21 protein-coding genes are annotated in these 17,466 nt (G+C 39.4%); 1 reads left to right on the forward strand and 20 read right to left on the reverse strand.

Annotation, left to right across the window (positions count from 1 at the left end):
• Positions 1-7 precede the first annotated feature (7 nt).
• From rpmF to mgtE, 5 genes are all read right to left on the reverse strand, one after another.
• Entirely contained in the window at positions 8-187 is a 180-nt protein-coding gene (gene rpmF, locus C7E02_RS02390) for a 50S ribosomal protein L32 (protein ID WP_005332600.1), read from the reverse strand.
• Between the two features lie 3 nt (positions 188-190).
• The gene (locus tag C7E02_RS02395) at positions 191-724 is read right to left on the reverse strand and encodes a YceD family protein (RefSeq protein ID WP_005336517.1); all 534 of its coding nucleotides are present in this window, start codon (positions 722-724) and stop codon (positions 191-193) included.
• 246 nt (positions 725-970) lie between these two features.
• The gene (locus C7E02_RS02400; protein WP_005332597.1) at positions 971-2,161 is read right to left on the reverse strand and encodes an acetate/propionate family kinase; all 1,191 of its coding nucleotides are present in this window, start codon (positions 2,159-2,161) and stop codon (positions 971-973) included.
• Positions 2,162-2,308: 147 nt separating this feature from the next.
• Positions 2,309-3,313 carry a phosphate acetyltransferase gene (gene pta, locus C7E02_RS02405; protein ID WP_105308726.1) on the reverse strand — a complete coding sequence of 335 codons (1,005 nt, stop codon included), beginning with the start codon at positions 3,311-3,313 and terminating at the stop codon, positions 2,309-2,311.
• Between the two features lie 135 nt (positions 3,314-3,448).
• Entirely contained in the window at positions 3,449-4,801 is a 1,353-nt protein-coding gene (gene mgtE / locus C7E02_RS02410) for a magnesium transporter (RefSeq protein ID WP_105308727.1), read from the reverse strand.
• 89 nt (positions 4,802-4,890) lie between these two features.
• On the opposite strand from mgtE, the gene C7E02_RS02415 reads away from it, so the two are divergent.
• Positions 4,891-6,168, forward strand: a complete 1,278-nt coding sequence (locus tag C7E02_RS02415) for a nucleotidyltransferase (protein ID WP_105308728.1) — start codon at positions 4,891-4,893, stop codon at positions 6,166-6,168.
• A 12-nt stretch (positions 6,169-6,180) separates the two neighbouring features.
• On the opposite strand, the gene C7E02_RS02420 is transcribed toward C7E02_RS02415, so the two are convergent.
• The 15 genes from C7E02_RS02420 to C7E02_RS02480 form a co-directional block, all read right to left on the reverse strand.
• Positions 6,181-7,038 carry a TPM domain-containing protein gene (locus tag C7E02_RS02420; protein ID WP_105308729.1) on the reverse strand — a complete coding sequence of 286 codons (858 nt, stop codon included), beginning with the start codon at positions 7,036-7,038 and terminating at the stop codon, positions 6,181-6,183.
• A 12-nt stretch (positions 7,039-7,050) separates the two neighbouring features.
• Positions 7,051-8,163 (reverse strand): hypothetical protein, encoded by a 1,113-nt coding sequence (locus tag C7E02_RS02425; protein WP_105308730.1) that lies wholly within the window; start codon positions 8,161-8,163, stop codon positions 7,051-7,053.
• A 46-nt stretch (positions 8,164-8,209) separates the two neighbouring features.
• Positions 8,210-9,607: an SPFH domain-containing protein gene (locus tag C7E02_RS02430; RefSeq protein WP_105308731.1), complete on the reverse strand. Its 1,398-nt coding sequence runs from the start codon at positions 9,605-9,607 to the stop codon at positions 8,210-8,212.
• Between the two features lie 146 nt (positions 9,608-9,753).
• Positions 9,754-10,050 carry a hypothetical protein gene (locus C7E02_RS19550; protein ID WP_242978722.1) on the reverse strand — a complete coding sequence of 99 codons (297 nt, stop codon included), beginning with the start codon at positions 10,048-10,050 and terminating at the stop codon, positions 9,754-9,756.
• A complete protein-coding gene (locus C7E02_RS19555) occupies positions 10,047-10,406 on the reverse strand; it encodes a hypothetical protein (protein WP_242978723.1) in 360 nt (119 codons plus the stop codon). Before C7E02_RS19555 ends, C7E02_RS19550 begins: the two co-directional genes overlap by 4 nt.
• Positions 10,403-10,657, reverse strand: a complete 255-nt coding sequence (locus C7E02_RS19560) for a hypothetical protein (RefSeq protein ID WP_005336530.1) — start codon at positions 10,655-10,657, stop codon at positions 10,403-10,405. Before C7E02_RS19560 ends, C7E02_RS19555 begins: the two co-directional genes overlap by 4 nt.
• Before the next feature lie 52 nt (positions 10,658-10,709).
• Positions 10,710-11,459, reverse strand: coding sequence for a YibE/F family protein (locus C7E02_RS02440; protein ID WP_105308732.1), 750 nt, complete (start codon positions 11,457-11,459; stop codon positions 10,710-10,712).
• Positions 11,453-12,589, reverse strand: a complete 1,137-nt coding sequence (locus tag C7E02_RS02445) for a YibE/F family protein (RefSeq protein ID WP_005336533.1) — start codon at positions 12,587-12,589, stop codon at positions 11,453-11,455. Before C7E02_RS02445 ends, C7E02_RS02440 begins: the two co-directional genes overlap by 7 nt.
• 18 nt (positions 12,590-12,607) lie before the next feature.
• Entirely contained in the window at positions 12,608-13,207 is a 600-nt protein-coding gene (locus C7E02_RS02450; protein ID WP_022279055.1) for a hypothetical protein, read from the reverse strand.
• Position 13,208: 1 nt separating this feature from the next.
• On the reverse strand, positions 13,209-14,048 hold the full coding sequence (locus C7E02_RS02455) for a metal ABC transporter permease (RefSeq protein ID WP_022279054.1): 840 nt from the start codon (positions 14,046-14,048) through the stop codon (positions 13,209-13,211).
• On the reverse strand, positions 14,038-14,724 hold the full coding sequence (locus C7E02_RS02460) for a metal ABC transporter ATP-binding protein (protein WP_005336537.1): 687 nt from the start codon (positions 14,722-14,724) through the stop codon (positions 14,038-14,040). The genes C7E02_RS02455 and C7E02_RS02460 overlap by 11 nt, the downstream gene beginning before the upstream one ends.
• A gap of 8 nt (positions 14,725-14,732) precedes the next feature.
• Positions 14,733-15,740: a metal ABC transporter substrate-binding protein gene (locus C7E02_RS02465; RefSeq protein ID WP_105308733.1), complete on the reverse strand. Its 1,008-nt coding sequence runs from the start codon at positions 15,738-15,740 to the stop codon at positions 14,733-14,735.
• Between the two features lie 106 nt (positions 15,741-15,846).
• Positions 15,847-16,146 (reverse strand): hypothetical protein, encoded by a 300-nt coding sequence (locus tag C7E02_RS02470; RefSeq protein ID WP_105308734.1) that lies wholly within the window; start codon positions 16,144-16,146, stop codon positions 15,847-15,849.
• Positions 16,147-16,170: 24 nt separating this feature from the next.
• Entirely contained in the window at positions 16,171-16,590 is a 420-nt protein-coding gene (locus C7E02_RS02475) for a Fur family transcriptional regulator (protein ID WP_005336540.1), read from the reverse strand.
• A gap of 81 nt (positions 16,591-16,671) precedes the next feature.
• Complete coding sequence (locus tag C7E02_RS02480) at positions 16,672-17,367, reverse strand: DNA alkylation repair protein (protein WP_105308735.1); 696 nt, start codon at positions 17,365-17,367, stop codon at positions 16,672-16,674.
• Positions 17,368-17,466 lie beyond the last annotated feature (99 nt).

A 17,466-nucleotide genomic window follows, 5' to 3' on the forward strand; every position in this document is an offset into this window, starting at 1 on the left:
TTGCTCATTAGTCCTGAGCAATGATTTCTTTTTTGTTGTAGCTTCCGCAAGCCTTGCAGACTCTATGAGGCATCATTAATTCGCCGCACTTGCTGCATTTTACCAGGTTCGGAGCACTCATCTTCCAATTAGCTCTTCTCTTATCTCTTCTAGCTTTTGAAGATTTGTTCTTTGGACAAATTGACATAGGTTACACCTCCTTAAAATTCTTAAAAACATCGCGGATAACTGACATTCTAGGGTCAAGACTCGTATCTTCACAGTTACAAGTTCCCTGATTCAGGTTTTGACCACATACGTTGCAAATCCCTTTACAGTCTTCGCTACACAGAATCTTCGTCGGCCACCCTATTAGAATCTCGCTGCCGACCAGTTGATCAACATCGAGTGTATATCCGTCAATATAATTTGCTTCGTCTAAATCCTCTGATTCCACTTCACTCTCATCTGTGACATTTCCCTTTGTAATGCGTGAAATATTCAGATCAAACACTGTTACCACCGGTTCTAGACATCTGTCACACGGAATCTCTACAGTCAGCTTGCAAGTTCCTTCTATCTGAAGTTTTCCGTTCTCCATATAATTAATCTTTACATGAATATCAGAACTTTCAGTGACCGGATACTCACCAAGCCCATTCCGAAATATTTTAAGTTCACATGGAACTGTCTCATCAACAGATCTGTGTGGTTCGGATAAGACATTGGATAGGTCAATCAACATATTAATCACCCCTATTCATACCTGTCTATTATATCATGGAAAAGCTGTTTGTCAACTACATTTTAGAAATTATTATTTGATTATTCCAAATATTTTTATACACATCTTCTTTTCGAACTATACATCATACTTTGTTCTGTCCGGAAAATATTCTACATCTTGTAATTATTACAGACATACACCCTTCCGTATTCGTACGGAAGGGTGTAAATAATCAAATCAATAACTTTTTACAATAGTTTCAGATTAAACTAATGCTACTGTCTCACGCGCGATTGCAAGCTCTTCGTTAGTAGGAATAACCATAACAAGAACTTTTGAATCTGGTGTAGAAATTGTGATCTCTTCTCCGTGAGTATCATTTGCTTTCTCATCTACTGTAATTCCAAGGTATCCAAGATATTTCAGAACAGCGCTTCTAACTGTACCTGAGTTCTCTCCGATTCCTGCTGTAAATGCAATTACATCAACACCATTCATAGCTGCCACGTAGCTTCCAACGTATTTTGCAACACGGTAAGCAAATACTTCAAGAGCTACTTTAGCCTGAGCATTTCCTTCGTTAGCTGCGTTCTCAAGGTCACGGAAGTCGCTTGAAAGGTTGTTGGAAAGTCCATATACACCTGACTTCTTGTTGAGCATTGTCATAAGCTCAGAAATATCAAGTCCCTCTTTCTTAGCTACGAACTCAAGGATAGCCGGATCAATATCTCCAGAACGTGTTCCCATTACAAGTCCCTCAAGCGGTGTAAGACCCATAGATGTATCTACGGATTTTCCATTCTCTACTGCACAGATACTTGCACCGTTACCAAGGTGGCAGACAACTGTCTTAAGATCATCGTAAGATTTTCCTGCAAGCTCAGCAGCTCTCTTAGATACAAAGCTGTGGCTTGTACCATGGAAACCATATCTTCTTACTTTGTATTTGTCATAATACTCATATGGAAGACCATACATGTAAGCTTTCTCCGGCATTGTCTGATGGAATGCAGTATCGAATACAGCTACCATCGGTGTTCCAGGCATTAACTTCTGGCATGCATTGATACCGATTAAGTTTGCCGGGTTGTGAAGTGGTGCAAGATCATTACACTCTTCAATTGCAGCTTTTACCTCATCAGTAATTACAACAGAGCTTGCAAACTTCTCTCCACCATGTACGACACGATGTCCGACTGCCCCAATCTCATCCAGACTCTTAACAACACCTGTCTCGGCATCTGTTAATGCGTCGATTACAAACTGAATAGCCTCTGTATGTGTAGGCATAGCTTTGTCAGATTTAACCTTCTCACCGCCTGCTGGCTGGTATGTAAGGCTTCCATCAATTCCGATTCTCTCGCAAAGTCCTTTTGCAAGTACTTTCTCTGACTCAGAGTTGATGAGCTGGAACTTCAGTGAAGAACTTCCACAGTTGATTACTAATACATTCATTTCATTTACCTCTCTTTTAGATTAGAATTCTTAATTTATATAATAAGGACTTTCGTCCCTAATGTCTATCCCTAATTTGAAAAAATTTCAGCCATATGCATATTTTTTGTGCAAAATGCATATGACTGATCATTAAAGATATGAAATTTATTTATCTTCTGCCATTGCCTGAACTGCTGTAATTGCGATTACACCCTCAATATCCTTAGCGCTGCAACCACGGGAGAGATCATTGACAGGCGCTGCGATTCCCTGTGTAAGAGGACCGTAAGCTTCTGCTTTTGCAAGTCTCTGAACTAATTTGTATCCGATGTTTCCAGCATCAAGGTCTGGGAAGATCAGTACATTCGCTTTTCCCGCAACCGGGCTTCCCGGTGCTTTAGATGCTCCAACTGATAGAACAATTGCTGCATCAAGCTGGAATTCTCCGTCAATGAGAAGTCCTTCCGGAGCATTCTCTTTTGCAATCTTTGTAGCCTCTACAACTTTATCTACGTCAGCGTGTTTTGCGCTTCCCTTTGTTGAATGTGAAAGAAGTGCTACAACTGGCTCTTTTTCTGTCAGAAGTCTAAAGGAGTCTGCGGATGAAAGTGCGATTGCTGCAAGTTTCTCCGGATCCGGATTCTGCTCAAGTCCGGAATCACCAAACAGGAATGTTCCGTTGGCACCCATCTCACAATCTGGTACTACCATAATAAAGAATGCGCTTACGAGCTTTGTTCCCGGTTTTGTCTTCAGGATCTGAAGGCTTGGTCTTAATGTATCTGCCGTTGAGTGGCATGCTCCGGATACCATTCCATCAGCATCTTTCATCTTAACCATCATAACACCATAGTAGAGATAATTAGTCAGAAGAAGTTCTCTTGCTTTTTCCTCTGTCATTCCCTTTTTTTCACGTAATTCTACAAGTTTTGCGATGTAGGCGTCTGTCTTCTCGCTCTTTGCAGGATCTACGATTGTTGCTCCGCTGATATCAAAAGAACCTTTGTTCTTCGCAATCTCTTCTTCGCTGCCGACAAGAATCAGGTTTGCTGTTCCTTCTTTCAGAACTGCTTCTGCTGCTTCATATGTTCTGATATCCTCTGTCTCCGGAAGTACAATTGTCTTTTTACTTGTTTTTGCTCTCGCTTTAATATCATCAATAAATCCCATGACTTAAAGACTCCTTTCGTTTGTATTCAGTTATTTCAACGTTTTCATTATAATACAAAGAATTGGCATGGACAAGTTGTATCTGCGTACTAAATTCAGTACATTAGAATTGTTTACGTTAAATACAAAACGTCTTTACAAATGAAATACTTGGCTGACGATCATGAAGTATACGGTTACTGTACTGATATCTACAAGGGTAGAAATAAGCGGAGTAGCCATGATTGCAGGATCGAGTCCAATCTTGGAAGCAAGCATCGGAAGGGTACAGCCTACGACTTTTGCAATCAGGACGGTACAGATCATGGTTCCACCAATGGATAATGCAATGAGCGCATCTCCTTGTCCCATAACGATGATCCTGATTCCATTCACAACTGCCAGTATCACGCTGACCACTGCTGCCACCCGGACTTCTTTAAATATAACTTTGAATAAATCCCGAAATTCTATTTCTCCTACAGACAATCCACGAATAACCAACGTAGAACTCTGTGAACCGCAGTTTCCACCGGTTCCTGTCAGCATTGGAATAAAACCGGCAAGCTGTGGCATAACTACAAGTGCGTTTTCATAGCTGTTCATGATCATCTGTGTCACTGTCGCAGAAAGCATCAGAAATAACAGCCATGGAAGTCTGCTTTTTACATGTTCCACAACAGATGTTCCAAAATAAGTCTCTTCACTTGGAGACATACCGGCCATGATACTGATATCTTCTGTTGTCTCTTCCTGCATTACAAGCATGGCATCGTCAACAGTTACGATACCGACCATGCACATTTCATGATCCACGATTGGAAGGGCAATAAGACCATATTTATTAATCATCATAGCTACATCTTCCTGATCGTCTGTTGTATGCGCGTAAAGCACATTCGTATCCATAATCTCTTCGATTATTCTAGATTCACCGGTTGTCAGAAGTTCTTTGACATCGACCCGTCCGATCAGTTTTCGTTTTTCCGTAACATAACAAGTGTAGATAGTCTCACGGTTCAGACCAACCTGACGGATTTTTAAAATAGACTCTTCGACCGTCATCTCTTTGCGGAGTGCAATGTACTCCACATTCATAATACTTCCGGCACTGTCTTCCGGATATTGCAAAAGCTGATTGATCTGGGCTCTTGTCTCTTCATCGGTAGCCATCAAAAGACGATCCACAACATTCGCAGGCATCTCTTCCAGGACATCGACCGTATCGTCCAGATACATCTCTTCCATGACCTCTTCCAACTCGGAATCGGTAAGTGCTCCGATCAGTACCTCACGCATGTCACTGTTCATATAAGTAAATGTTTCTGCAGCCTCTTCTTTTGCCAGGAGACGGAACACCATAACGAGCGGTTTCTGCTCAAAATCTTCCAGTGTCTCGGCAATATCGACGGGGTACATATTTCCCAGTTCTTCTTTTAATTCTTTGTACTGACCTGCATCAAGCATATCAAGAATCTGTTCTTTTGTCAGCATCTGTTCCTCTTCCATACATACCCTCCTGCCTGTTGTCATTCATTTGCAAGCAAAACATAGTTATAGTATAATAAATTTTATTAACAGTGACAAGGAGAAAGTGTATGAAAATTGTTGGAATTATCGCGGAATACAATCCATTTCACAAAGGGCACGAATTCCATCTAGAAAAAGCAAAGAAAATCACAGGAGCTGATGCTGCAATTATTATTATGAGCGGCGACTATGTTCAGCGTGGAATTCCTTCCATCATGCCAAAGCATCTGCGTACCCAGATGGCACTTGCATGTGGTGCCGACGTAGTTTTAGAACTACCAGTCTGTTACGCAACCGGAAGTGCAGAATACTTTGCCACCGGTGCGGTCAGCCTCCTTGAAACTCTCGGCTGTGTAGATTATCTGTGCTTTGGAAGTGAGTGCGGCGAAATAAAAATATTGCAACAGATTGCCGATGTTCTTTGTAAGGAACCCGAGCTTTACAAAGTTCTCCTTCAGAAACATTTAAAAAATGGAAATGCATTTCCTGCCGCAAGAAAACTGGCTTTTATAGAATATTTAGGCAAAAACAAATCCTTATCCTGTATTCCCGAACAGATCAGCGCGATTCTGGATTCGCCAAATAACATCCTGGCTATTGAATATCTAAAAGCGCTTTCCTGTCTGAACAGTTCTATCGAACCAGTAACAATTACGCGCGAAGGAGCCGGATATCATGATCAGACACTCGGTGGCCTTTTCAGCTCTGCCTCTGCACTCCGGCAGGGATTACAGGATTGTGAACTTACAAAAAATGCGAATCACACTCCTGCTATTAATCATATACTTCAGGAACTGCCACAAAACTGTCACAAGATTTTTAAAGAAAACTATCACAAATGCTTTCCTGTGTTTGCAGATGATTTTTCCTTGCTTTTAAAAGCAAAGCTTTTGACCGAAACAAAAGATATACTGACGCGATATCTGGATATTACACCGGAGATTGCAAACCGGATCATCACATTTAGAAATGATTTTTTGACTTTCACTCAATTCTGCGACCTGATAAAAACAAAAAATGTAACTTACTCCCGCATCAGCAGATGTCTGATCCACATTTTACTCGGCATCAGCAAATGTGATGTACCGGATCAGGCAGCAGATTCCAGGTGTGGATACGCCAGACTTCTTGGTTTCCGCCAAGAATCCTCATGGGTACTTACTTCTATCAAAAAAAATACCGGCATTCCTGTTATCTCGAAATTATCACAGCCTGCCGGTATAGATATCCATATGCTGGAGCAGAATATTTTTGCATCAGATCTGTACGAAAGTGTTGTGACAGACAAGTATCATACCCCTTATAAAAATGAATACCAAAAACAGATCATTCGACTTACGCTTTAAGTAAAATGATTTTTAAAAACCACCACTTCGTCCACCGTGTGACCGGCCGGAAGAACTGACATGTGTTGTACTTCCGCCACTGTGGCCGTGATCCTCATCATCTCTTGGAATCAGGCGTTTTGTCACAATACTATTGATATATCGATCCTCTTTTGCTGTCACTTTCATACTGCCTTGTTTCTTATACGCATTGGCAGCAACTTGATTTTTGACAGATTTTAATTTGCTTTTCTTCACCTGCGCCATTATGAATGCAACAACAAATCCTATGAGCAGATCCACAACGCCCCAGAAGATCATAGTGAAAACACCTGGCTTATCATCATCGCTGTCTACATCATATGGATGCCCATCTCTCGCCTGGGTAAGAAGATCATCGCAAAGTGTGGCATATTTTGAAAATGCTTCCAAATATTCACCATCACTTAAATAAGACAAGAACTCATCTTCCATATATTCCAGTCCATAATCCGTAAATGCAGTGATACCATAGCCGTATGTAGTAATTACCCATTTCCGTTCGTCCATCCCAATAAGAAACAGAACAGCGCTGTCTTCATCACCGTATCCATATCCATTATAATCAAAGAAATCATCCGCATAATCCTGCGCGCTTTTTCCATCTAATGAATTTTCCGTCACTACAACGACGTCACATTGCTGTTTTTCACTGATTTCGTCCAGTTCTGTGTTAAGCTCCTGCTCTTCACTGTCCGTCAGAAGATCTGCATCGTCTACCAGTCTGGGAAGTTGACGATCCTGTGGAATTTCTTCAGCACATACCGGGATGTTCAAAATGCTAAGCCCGACTATCAATGTCAGTACACATAGCAGGGTGAAAATTTTTCTTGTTATTTTATTTTCTCTCATATTCCCACCCTCCTACAAAAACATGACAACCATCATGATGATATAAAGGATCACACTGATAAGAATCCCTCTTGTTCCTACATATTTCCAGAATGCACCTTCGTCCGCCGGCAAATCTCCTACAATCTTTCCACTCTGTCCGTTCATGGCAAATGTGTACTTCTGTCCTTTCCACGTAGTATTCAGAAGCCATACTGGATACATGGCATAACTGGTCTTGGAATCCCGGATATTTACTGTACTGCTCTGCGTAGAAAGTGCATAATATCCGTTGACAGTCTCCCGAAAAGAATCTTCCGTACTCCGTCTGATTCTCTTTTTCGCCCGTTTCATGCATTCATCTTGGTCTACATCGTATCGGTCAGCAACATAACCTGCCAGGTACGCAGATTTAAATGATACAGCATCTTTAAAGTCATAAGGCTCCAGTGATTCCATCAATGCATCATCCATTTTTACAGAACCGTCTTCCGGCACATGTTCAAAATAGATTGTGCCTCCCCGGCGGATTTTATAATATTTGTGTTCTGTATATTCGGTATCCCCGGACTTCCAGACACGGATTTTTTCTGCGTCATAGGATATATCAGCTTCTGATTCGATATTGAATACCCAGAACGGAACATATAAACCTACAATCTCATCTATATGATTCTCCTGTCTGAACACAGACGGGATAAATGCTTTTCCTGTCAGATGCTTATAATAAGCTTCTTTTGCAGCTTTTTTATCTAATTTGAATGGAATGACATAATCCGTTTTTAACGCTCCTTCAAACTGTCCTTTTAAAACAACACGATTTCCGCAGAACGGACAAGTTGTAGCGCCTGTATTTTTATCTGCCGTGATTTCACCGCCACAAGACTGACAGATATAGACAACCATATTATCAATCTCATCCTGATTCCAGTCATGTGCAGTATAGTTTTCGGCCTTCTTCTGTTCTGTCTCGACATCTGATGCTGCATCCGCGGCAACTACCTGATCTGCCTTTGCGATCAACGATTCATATTCGTCCACGGAGATTTCTGTATCACAGTACGGACACTTCATTTTCTGGCTTTTGCTGTCAAATTCCATGGCACCGCCACATGCCGGACATTTGTATTCTTTTATCTCTGACATTCATGCTTCTCCTTACAAAGTCTCTTTTTATGCGATCCTGTTGGAGTTAACTTCTGTCGTCATCTGTAAACGGATCTCCGCACTCCGGACAGAATTTCGGAGGGTTTGCAGGATCTTCCGGTTCCCAGCCACATTTATCGCAGCGATAGTGTAATTTCTGCGGTTTCGGTTTTCCACACTCCATGCAGAATTTTCCTTTGTTGAGCGTTCCACAGCTGCAAGTCCAGCTATCGTCATCCTGTGGTTTTGGCTTACCACACTCGATACAGAATCTGCCATTGTTGACCTGACCACAGGAACAAGTCCAGGACGCTATCTCTCCACCTGCTGCCGGGGCTGCTGCTTTGTTTTTCAGATTTTGGGGTTCACCCGCCTGTGGATTCTGTCCATTTGCCTGATTCTGCTCTTTTTGTACCTGCTGCTCTTGCTGCGCCTGCTTCTGAGCGGCTCCCTGGTCATAGAGTCCCTGGATATTCATGCCGCCACTCGCCATATTCATTCCCATAAATCCCATCATAGCACCATTCGGATTGCTGGCCGCATTCTTCATTGCCTCTGCCTGTGCCATACCAAGTGTGGCTGCCATCATGCTTGGATCTGTATACATAGATGTATTTTGTGCCTGACGGATTGCCTCAGCATCTTCTTCTTTAAGTGTGACTGGATTAAATGCAACAGACACAATAGAAAGTCCACGGATCTCAGACCATTTTTTCGTCAAAATCTCGTTCATGGCGTCACCAATCTCGGTGGCATGTGCCGGAATCTGGCTTGGGCGTATCTCCATCTCTGCAATCTTAGCAAATGCCGGCTGCAGCGCATCAACGAATTCTGTCTTAAGCTGTGGCATAATTTCATTTTTCTCATAACAATCTGCTACATTACCGCTAAGACTTGTATAAAACAAAAGCGGATTTGTAATTTTAAAAGAGTAAACTCCATTGCAGCGGATCTCGATATCTTTATCCAGATTAATGCGTTTATCTACCACACGGAACCAGACCGGATTCGCCGTTCCGAATTTATTATCTGTAATTTCTTTTGTATTCACATAATATACGCGCTGATCTTTCCCCGTATCACCGCCATAACTGAATCTCTTTCCGATTGTCAAAAATGTATTCTTGATACTGTCACTTAAATTCCCCGCAAAAATACTTGGTTCTGATGAAGTATCATATGTATACTCGCCCGGTTCCGCACACACTTCCGCAATTTTACCCTGATCAACGATCAGCATACACTGACCATCTGCCACTGCGATTCCAGAGCCATTGGAAATAATATTATCATTGCCCTTTGTATTTGAGGAACGGCTTCCTGTGCGCTTTTTTCCTCTTACAAGCAGTGTATCGTTATCAAGAGAATCACAATAGAAGAATTCCTTCCACTGATCTGCCATGACCGTCCCTGTTGCGGCTTGAGCTGCTTTTATTAATCCCATAATATTCCTCCTATTTACCCCCTGCAATCTGGCGTCTCGTCTCAGCCAGATTACAGTATATTTTTATCAATTAAAACATATTTTGATTATAACATTTCAGTGACATTTTGTGTTTTTTTCTTTTTATTGCCTGAAAAAATATTTTATTATCCCTGCAATAGATTCAACTGTCTGCCATACACTTCTTTATTCCCAAGTATAATCAAAGCCAGACTTTCTTTTGCCTGATTCAAGTCATGAAAAAGTTTTCGAACATCAGACATTTCTTTTCTTGCCTGTGTGCTTGATCTCAGATAGCCTTCTTCGTCATAATAATACCGGTCGTTAAGCACCACTGCCAGATACTCTGCATTGGTCCGGATTCGGTTTGTCAGGCGAAAGATCTGTACTTCCGGCAAATGTACTTCATCTACAAGAATAGCGCTGTAATCTTCTAAGTTCATTGTATTTTTTTCTGATTATCCGGCCAAAAGTCAATCCGACGTAATCGTTCATGTAGAATCTCCCATTTTTTTCCGGCCTCTCCACAGTGAATCATACATACTTTATGCTTCTGCGATAATTTCATGGCAATATCATAAAGCAACAGCGTTTTTCCTGTTCCCGCACAACTGCTGCCAGTCCAGTCAGCCTCCACAATATGATCGTGGTTCGTCAGCCTTACAAGCCGGTTCTGACTGCTGATGTAAGTGTAAGAATAAATCGGGCGCCCCAGCACAGACAGATAATAACGGTTCTGAGTCAACTGCTTCCGGATCGTCTCATCGGATACTGCGCCACTTTTCAGTTCAATATTCACAATTTGCTCGTCCTTGATCTGAAGCAGATCAAATTCCTTTCCAAGTCTCGGAATCTGGAAGGAATAAAAAAACGAAGGGCGTATACTTCATCCATATGCGCTTCCAGTTCACGGACAAGAGATCTCATACTCTCCAGTTCCCATGTACGCATTTTCAGAAAATACTCCCTTCCTGATAGTTGCCGTTCCAGTTTTTGTAACTGTTCTATGTTCTGATTTCTTGTCACTGCATAAATAGAAATTGATTTCATTTCCTATCTCCTACATTTAAAATAGAATCTTTTCTTCAGTATAGTTGAATTTCTATTTTACAGCAAGCATTTTTGCCATTAGCACTGCCGCAATCGGCATCACCATTACACAGGCAATTGCACCGAAAATCATAGAAGCAAAATTTTGAAACAATATTTTTGAATTCAGCAAAAGTTCCAACGAATAATTTTGCATTTTCAAATAGGTAAATAACAATAGTGATTCTCCAAGATATGCAAACAGCAATGTATTTACCGTTGTTCCTATCACTTCTCTTCCGATTTTCATTCCACTTTCTACAAGCTCTGTAAATTTCATCTCGGATTTATGATTTTTCACCTCATATACAGAAGTCGTAACTGTCAGAGCCATGTCGAGAATTGCCCCCAGTGTACTGAGCAAAATAACTGAAACCATCACATTTCGCATACTGATATTCAAATCCATATTGTAATATAAAATGTCATCTCCAACAGATTGGATTTCATTCAATCCACCAGCCTCAGTACTCCATATTACAACATAAATGGCAAAAAATAAAACCAGCATTGTAATAGCCACAGAAATAAATGCGCTCCAGGTCTTTACATTCGTTCCATTTTGATAAAATAATGTAATGCAGGATATCACGATTCCCGCTCCAACCGTAACAAATAGAACCGGTACTCCTGTTGCCATAAGCCAGATTGCAAAGCTAAGCAGAAGTAAATTCCCGACCAGAGCAATTAAAGATACAACTCCTCTGTCTCCTCCGACAATTACAATCAAGCTAATCAAAATCAATCCAAGTATTATCAGCATATCTTTTTCACCTTCTTTACAGACATTTTCATCATAACAGATGTTACAATAATCGATACCGGTATTGCCAATACAATACCAATACTCTCAACAAAAAATCGACATAATTCACACGGAATATGAAGTTTAATAATTGTAACGAACCGCACACTGTTATTCATCCGAATCAGACACATTGGAATCAGTCCACAGCCAAATACAAATAACAGTACATTAATCATCGTCCCCATAATATCATATCCAATTTCTCTTCCTGATTTAAACAATTCAAAAAATGTTACATCTGGTTTTTTCCGGACAATTTCACTCAAAGCGGCAGAAATTGCAACGGATACATCCATAATAGCTCCCAACCCGGACAATAATATTTCTGCATGAAACATTTCATCCGGATTATCAATGCTTCCAAGATACTCCATTGTGGAGTAATCCAGTTCTTCCATATGTCTCATTACCAGATCAAAAATCCCCATAATCATTGCGAGCACACACAATGTGGACAACAATGCTGCCCATGTTTTTCTATTAATTCCATTTAGCCCAATCAAAGTAGCTGCTGCAAAAAGTATTACCAATTTGTTACAAAGCGATAATACATTCGAACTGTCTCCACATTTCCAGAATCCCACGAAAAATATAATTAGATTTATTATGACTGTCCCGACAGTCAATGCTCCATGTCTTCCGGTTACAATAAGAAGAAGCAGAAGTAAAAATCCAAGCAGTATGACAATCTCAGTATCCCTTTTTACACCTCGTATTCCCGATCCAACATCATCTTTGGAACCATTCAGGAAAACTTTTTCCCCTTTATGGTATCCTTGCTTCAACATACCTGTATAAGTATATTCATGAGAAAACGAAACTTTTTTTCCTTTATTTTTCCCGTTTAGAACAACTCCTTGAATATTCTGCTCGTATTTTTTCTCCTTCGTTCCACGAGTGCTTTTCCCTTCTCCGGTCATCCGCGTCTCAACCTTCGTAAGTTTCGCAATTGGCGTCTGATATAGCCAGGCATCATTCATAACAAATACAACTGCCAGAAAGTAGACCAGACCCAAAACACAATATACTTTTCTTTTTTTACTTTTCATAACATATTTGATTATTTTCTGACTTAGATTTTTCATTTTCTTACTTCTTTTCGTTTATTCAATAATTTTCATATCTGCATTTGCAAGTCTGCAATATGTGGTATCATCATTCTTTTCCTTATAAGCTTCAAGCGTACCCTGGACTTCAATTTCTGCATCTTCTGCCGGATATTCATCTGGGTATGCATGCGAGCCATCTCCCCATACAAATTCAAGTCCCTGAGCACAACACGCCATTGCATCTTTAATAATGCAGCAATGATAATATTCTTCGTTATTTGGATTTTCAGCTGCATAATAAGTACCTTTTATACGAAATGTTTTACCGATATAATCGTCTGGATCCACCATAAGTTGATAAATCGTTGCATATACCATATCACTGTCCATCTGCGTAAGATCATAATCTACATCTGAATCTGAATCTGAAGAATCATCTTCATTTGATTTTTCTACTTCATTCTGCACATTTTCTGTATTCTTTGCATCTTTCTGATCATTGCCTTTTTCAGAATTTATCTGTTCATCCATGACCTGTTCAACTGATCTTGCTGTGTTACTCTGGTCTTCCTGCTTTTTGCCACAATGAGTGGCTCCTATCACACATATACAGATACATAAAAATGTAATACTCCGTTTTTTTAACAATTTCACACTATTCTCCTCCTGCAAATTTTCCAATTACACAACAAATAAAAAAAGCTGCGATATCTGTTGCCACAACAGTAGAGCCAACCGGTGTTCCAACAAGAATCGATAACAACATTCCGACAATTGCACAAAAAACAGACAGCACTGCCGAACATACTGTCACTTTAAAAAATGTTTTAAAAATACGCATGGCAGATAATGCCGGAAATATTACAAGTGCCGAAATCAAAAGTGAACCGACCAGATTCATTGCAAGAACTATAATCACTGCTGTAATCACTGCAATCAGAAGATTATACTTATCCGTCTGTATTCCTGTAGCTTTTGCAAATGTTTCGTCAAATGTTACACAGAAAATCTTGTGATAAAATACCACAAAAACTATGACTACTACAATAGCCATAACTACACATAACCAGACTTGTTCTATTTTTAATGTTAAAATAGATGTTGAACCAAACAACGTACTGCACACATCCCCAGACAAATTCGGACCCGTTGCAAAAATATTCATAAGCAGATAACCAATTGCTAATGCTCCAACAGATATCATAGCAATTGCAGCATCGCCTTTTATTTTTGTATTCTGCCCTGTCCGCAATAATAAAATTGCACAGATAACCGTGACAGGCAGTATAAACAACATATTATTCGTAAGATTTAAAACAGATGCTACTGCCATAGCTCCGAAAGCAACATGGGACAAGCCATCTCCTATAAAGGAGAATCTTTTCAAGACAAGCGTAACCCCAAGCAGTGAAGAACATAATGCAATCAGTACTCCAACAATTAAAGCATATCTTACGAACGGATATTGAAAATAATAAGCCAATTTAGACACCATTGTCCGCTCCTCCCCTTCTATACTCTTCACTGGTTCCATAAAAAATATTCGGACCAATTTTCATGACATGACTGGCATAGTTTACCGCAATCTGTATATCATGTGAAATCATAATAACTGTAATATTTTCTTCCCGATTGATTTTTTGAATCAAATAATACATTTCTTTCGCGGCTTTTGGATCAAGTCCTGCCACTGGTTCATCCAACAATAACATCTTTTTTGTTGCACATAAGGCTCTGGCAAGTAAAACTCTTTGCTTCTGTCCTCCGGACAATTCCCTGTAACATTGCTCAGCCAAATCTGTAATCTGTAACTTATTCAAAATCGCTTCTGCATAACTTTTTTCTTTTCTATTATAAAATGGACGCAATCCAAGTTGGTTTTGGCATCCGGAGAGAACAATTTCTCTCACGGATGCCGGAAAATCTTTCTGCACTTCTGTCTGTTGTGGCAAATAACCAATCTCATTTTGTTTTAAATTATCGCCAAACAAAATTTCTCCCTGTATTGGCGGCTGAAGACCGAGCAGAGTTTTCATAAATGTAGACTTACCAGCTCCATTTTCACCAATTACACAAAGATACTCACCTGTATTTACAGAAAAATTCATATTCTGCACAATTGCCTTACCATCATACCCGATTGCTAAATTCCGACAAATAATTTGTGCCATATTTCCTCCTACTGTAAAGCCTCTTTTAATACTTCAAGATTTTTTTCCATAACTGATAAATAAGTCGTTCCATTCTTTACATCATCTGATAGTGTAGACTGCATAGAATCTAAGGTTAAAATATTCTGATTTTTGTCTTTTGTATTTTCAACGATTGTTTTTGCAATTTTCTGATCTGATTTTTCAATTGTTATAACATTTTTTAATCCAAGTTCATCCACTTTTTCTGATAAAAATTTAACCGTCTCAAAGCTTGCTTCTGTCTCTGCCGAGCATCCGACAAATGCTGCATAATAATCCAGCCCGTAATCATCTACAAGGTAACGGAACGGAAAACGATCTCCAAAAAGTAGTGTCTTCTGAGATGCAGCATCGACAGTACTCTGATATTCCTTGTCAAGAGTATCCAGTTTTTCTTCATATGCTTTTTCATTTCGCATGTATATGTCCTTGTGTTCCTCATCAATCTCACAGAGATCTTCAGCGATTGCTTTTGTTAAAGTCTTTGCATTTTTTAATGAAAGCCATACATGTTCATCATACTCCGGCTCTTCTTCCTCTTCACCTGACTCTTCCTCTTCTTCTGCTTCCATTCCTTCCTTTACTTCTTCCTCTTTTACTGTATTACCCAATACATCCAGTAAATTAATTACTTTCATATTCTTGTTGACCGCTTCTTTTAATGCATCATCGACCCACGCATCGGATTCTCCTCCAACATATATAAATAAATCACAATCTGAAATTTTCATAATGTCCGATGCCGTCGGCTGATAACTATGAAGATCCACCCCATTATCGAGAAGCATTGTCAGATCCATATTGGATATTTCATCGCCTGCAATTTCTTTTACCCAATCATACTCTGGAAAAATAGTTGTTACGACTTTAATCTTTGCCCCTCTATTTTGCACGGTATGATTATCTTCTTTTGTACTGGAATTTTTCTGTCCGCAAGCCGATATGCACAGAATCACCATAACTGTAATTAATAGAATTGATATAATTTTTTTCATAAAAATAAAACCTCCACTGTCTTATATACTATCTTACATAAAAAAGAGTACAATAACAGAAAGGTACGGTTTTTCCACACCCTTTCTGACTACTGAAGGTTTTATTTTAATCATTTAATCTCACTTTTTGGCTAACAAGAGATGTGTTAAGAATCATGCACACATACTGCATAAAAACACATAGTGTAAATAATATTGTAAAAATTGTACCCGACCAGATAATCGTTCCTGTCCCTAGATTTTTCAATGTCTGGTGTGCCTGATGCACACAGGCACAAATAGGACAATTTTCACCTGTACATTCGTGGTCTGCTTCTTTTACAATATAGAAAAGAGAAGCAAATGTCACAAACACAAAAAGTATACATATAATTGCTGCAATACATTTTTTCTTTTTCCCTGTCATTTCCTTCTCCTTTCTCAAATTCTATTATGGTTGATTTCTACATTCACTACAAATTCCGTAAAAAACTGTACGAATTGGATCCATTTGAAAATCATGATATTCTATCATATGTTTTCTAAGACTCTCAACTTCGTCACACTGAAGATGAATCAGCTTCCCGCATTTTTCACATTTGCAATGATAAGAAATAAGATTCTCATCCTGATTATATTCTCCAACGTATTCAAAACATGCACTGCTTGTTCCGTCAACTACATATTTTGCAACACTGCCTTCTTTCACCATTTTTTCCAAATGTCGGTAAATTGTTGTTGTTCCAACAGATATGCCTTTGTCTTTAAAATAATCGCAAATCTCATTTACTGTTACATGTCTGCCTTTTGTAGATTTTAAAAAAATATGTAATTCCGTCATTTGTTTTGTTTTATATGGGGCTTTTACCATTTTGTCACTCCCTCTCAATTTGGAAACCATTTTCATTTTACCATAAGTAATCGATATGTCAAGATAATTTGAAAATGATTTTCATATTTTGAGTGTTTTCAGATATACTTTCTGTTCCGAAGTAATCCGATAGCTTTCAATAGCTTTTTGAATGGACTTATTGTGTGTCCACACATCAAGTTTGCGTTCTTCAATAAATGGGAGTATCTGATCATACTGCTTTGCGAGCGCGGTTGCAAAATACCATGCCCGCATCATATTCACATAATATTCGTCTGACTGAACCAAAGCTACTTTCCTGGGATATTCGATCCGGAATTCGTCTCCCAGATAATAACGCATCAGCATACCGATACCAAATCGAATTGTATAAGTGCGGTCTGATTTCATCCAGCGGCAGACCTCTTCTATAAATGTATCCAGATGATTTTTCATTACTTTGACTGCCAGCATATCACAGGTTGCCCAGTTATCGATGTATGGTAAAAATCGTTCCAGCTCTGCCAGACATCTGTCATAATCCTTAATCTGTTCAATCAAAAGCCCGTGCAGATTATTTTCATCATAATACTGATGTGGAAGAATTTTCAAGAATTCTTTTGCTTCTTCTGTTTTTCCATATCCTTTTGCAAATTTGCGAAGCACAGGCATTCGCACACCAATAACCGTTTCTTTCTCTATTGTCGGCAAGAGTTTTGCCTGAAAATCCCGATATTGTAAATCCTGTAATTCAAACAACTGTTTTTGTACACGCTCTGTTACTTTAACCTGATTCATAACTACCCTTCCTTCGTTAATTCATTTTGAGATTTCGTCCCAGATATGGAAGAAGCACAGCAAATCACCATATTTCTCGTACTTCGTGATGATCTTTCT

The organism is Dorea sp. Marseille-P4042 (genome assembly GCF_900290215.1).
Taxonomy (GTDB): domain Bacteria; phylum Bacillota; class Clostridia; order Lachnospirales; family Lachnospiraceae; genus Dorea; species Dorea formicigenerans.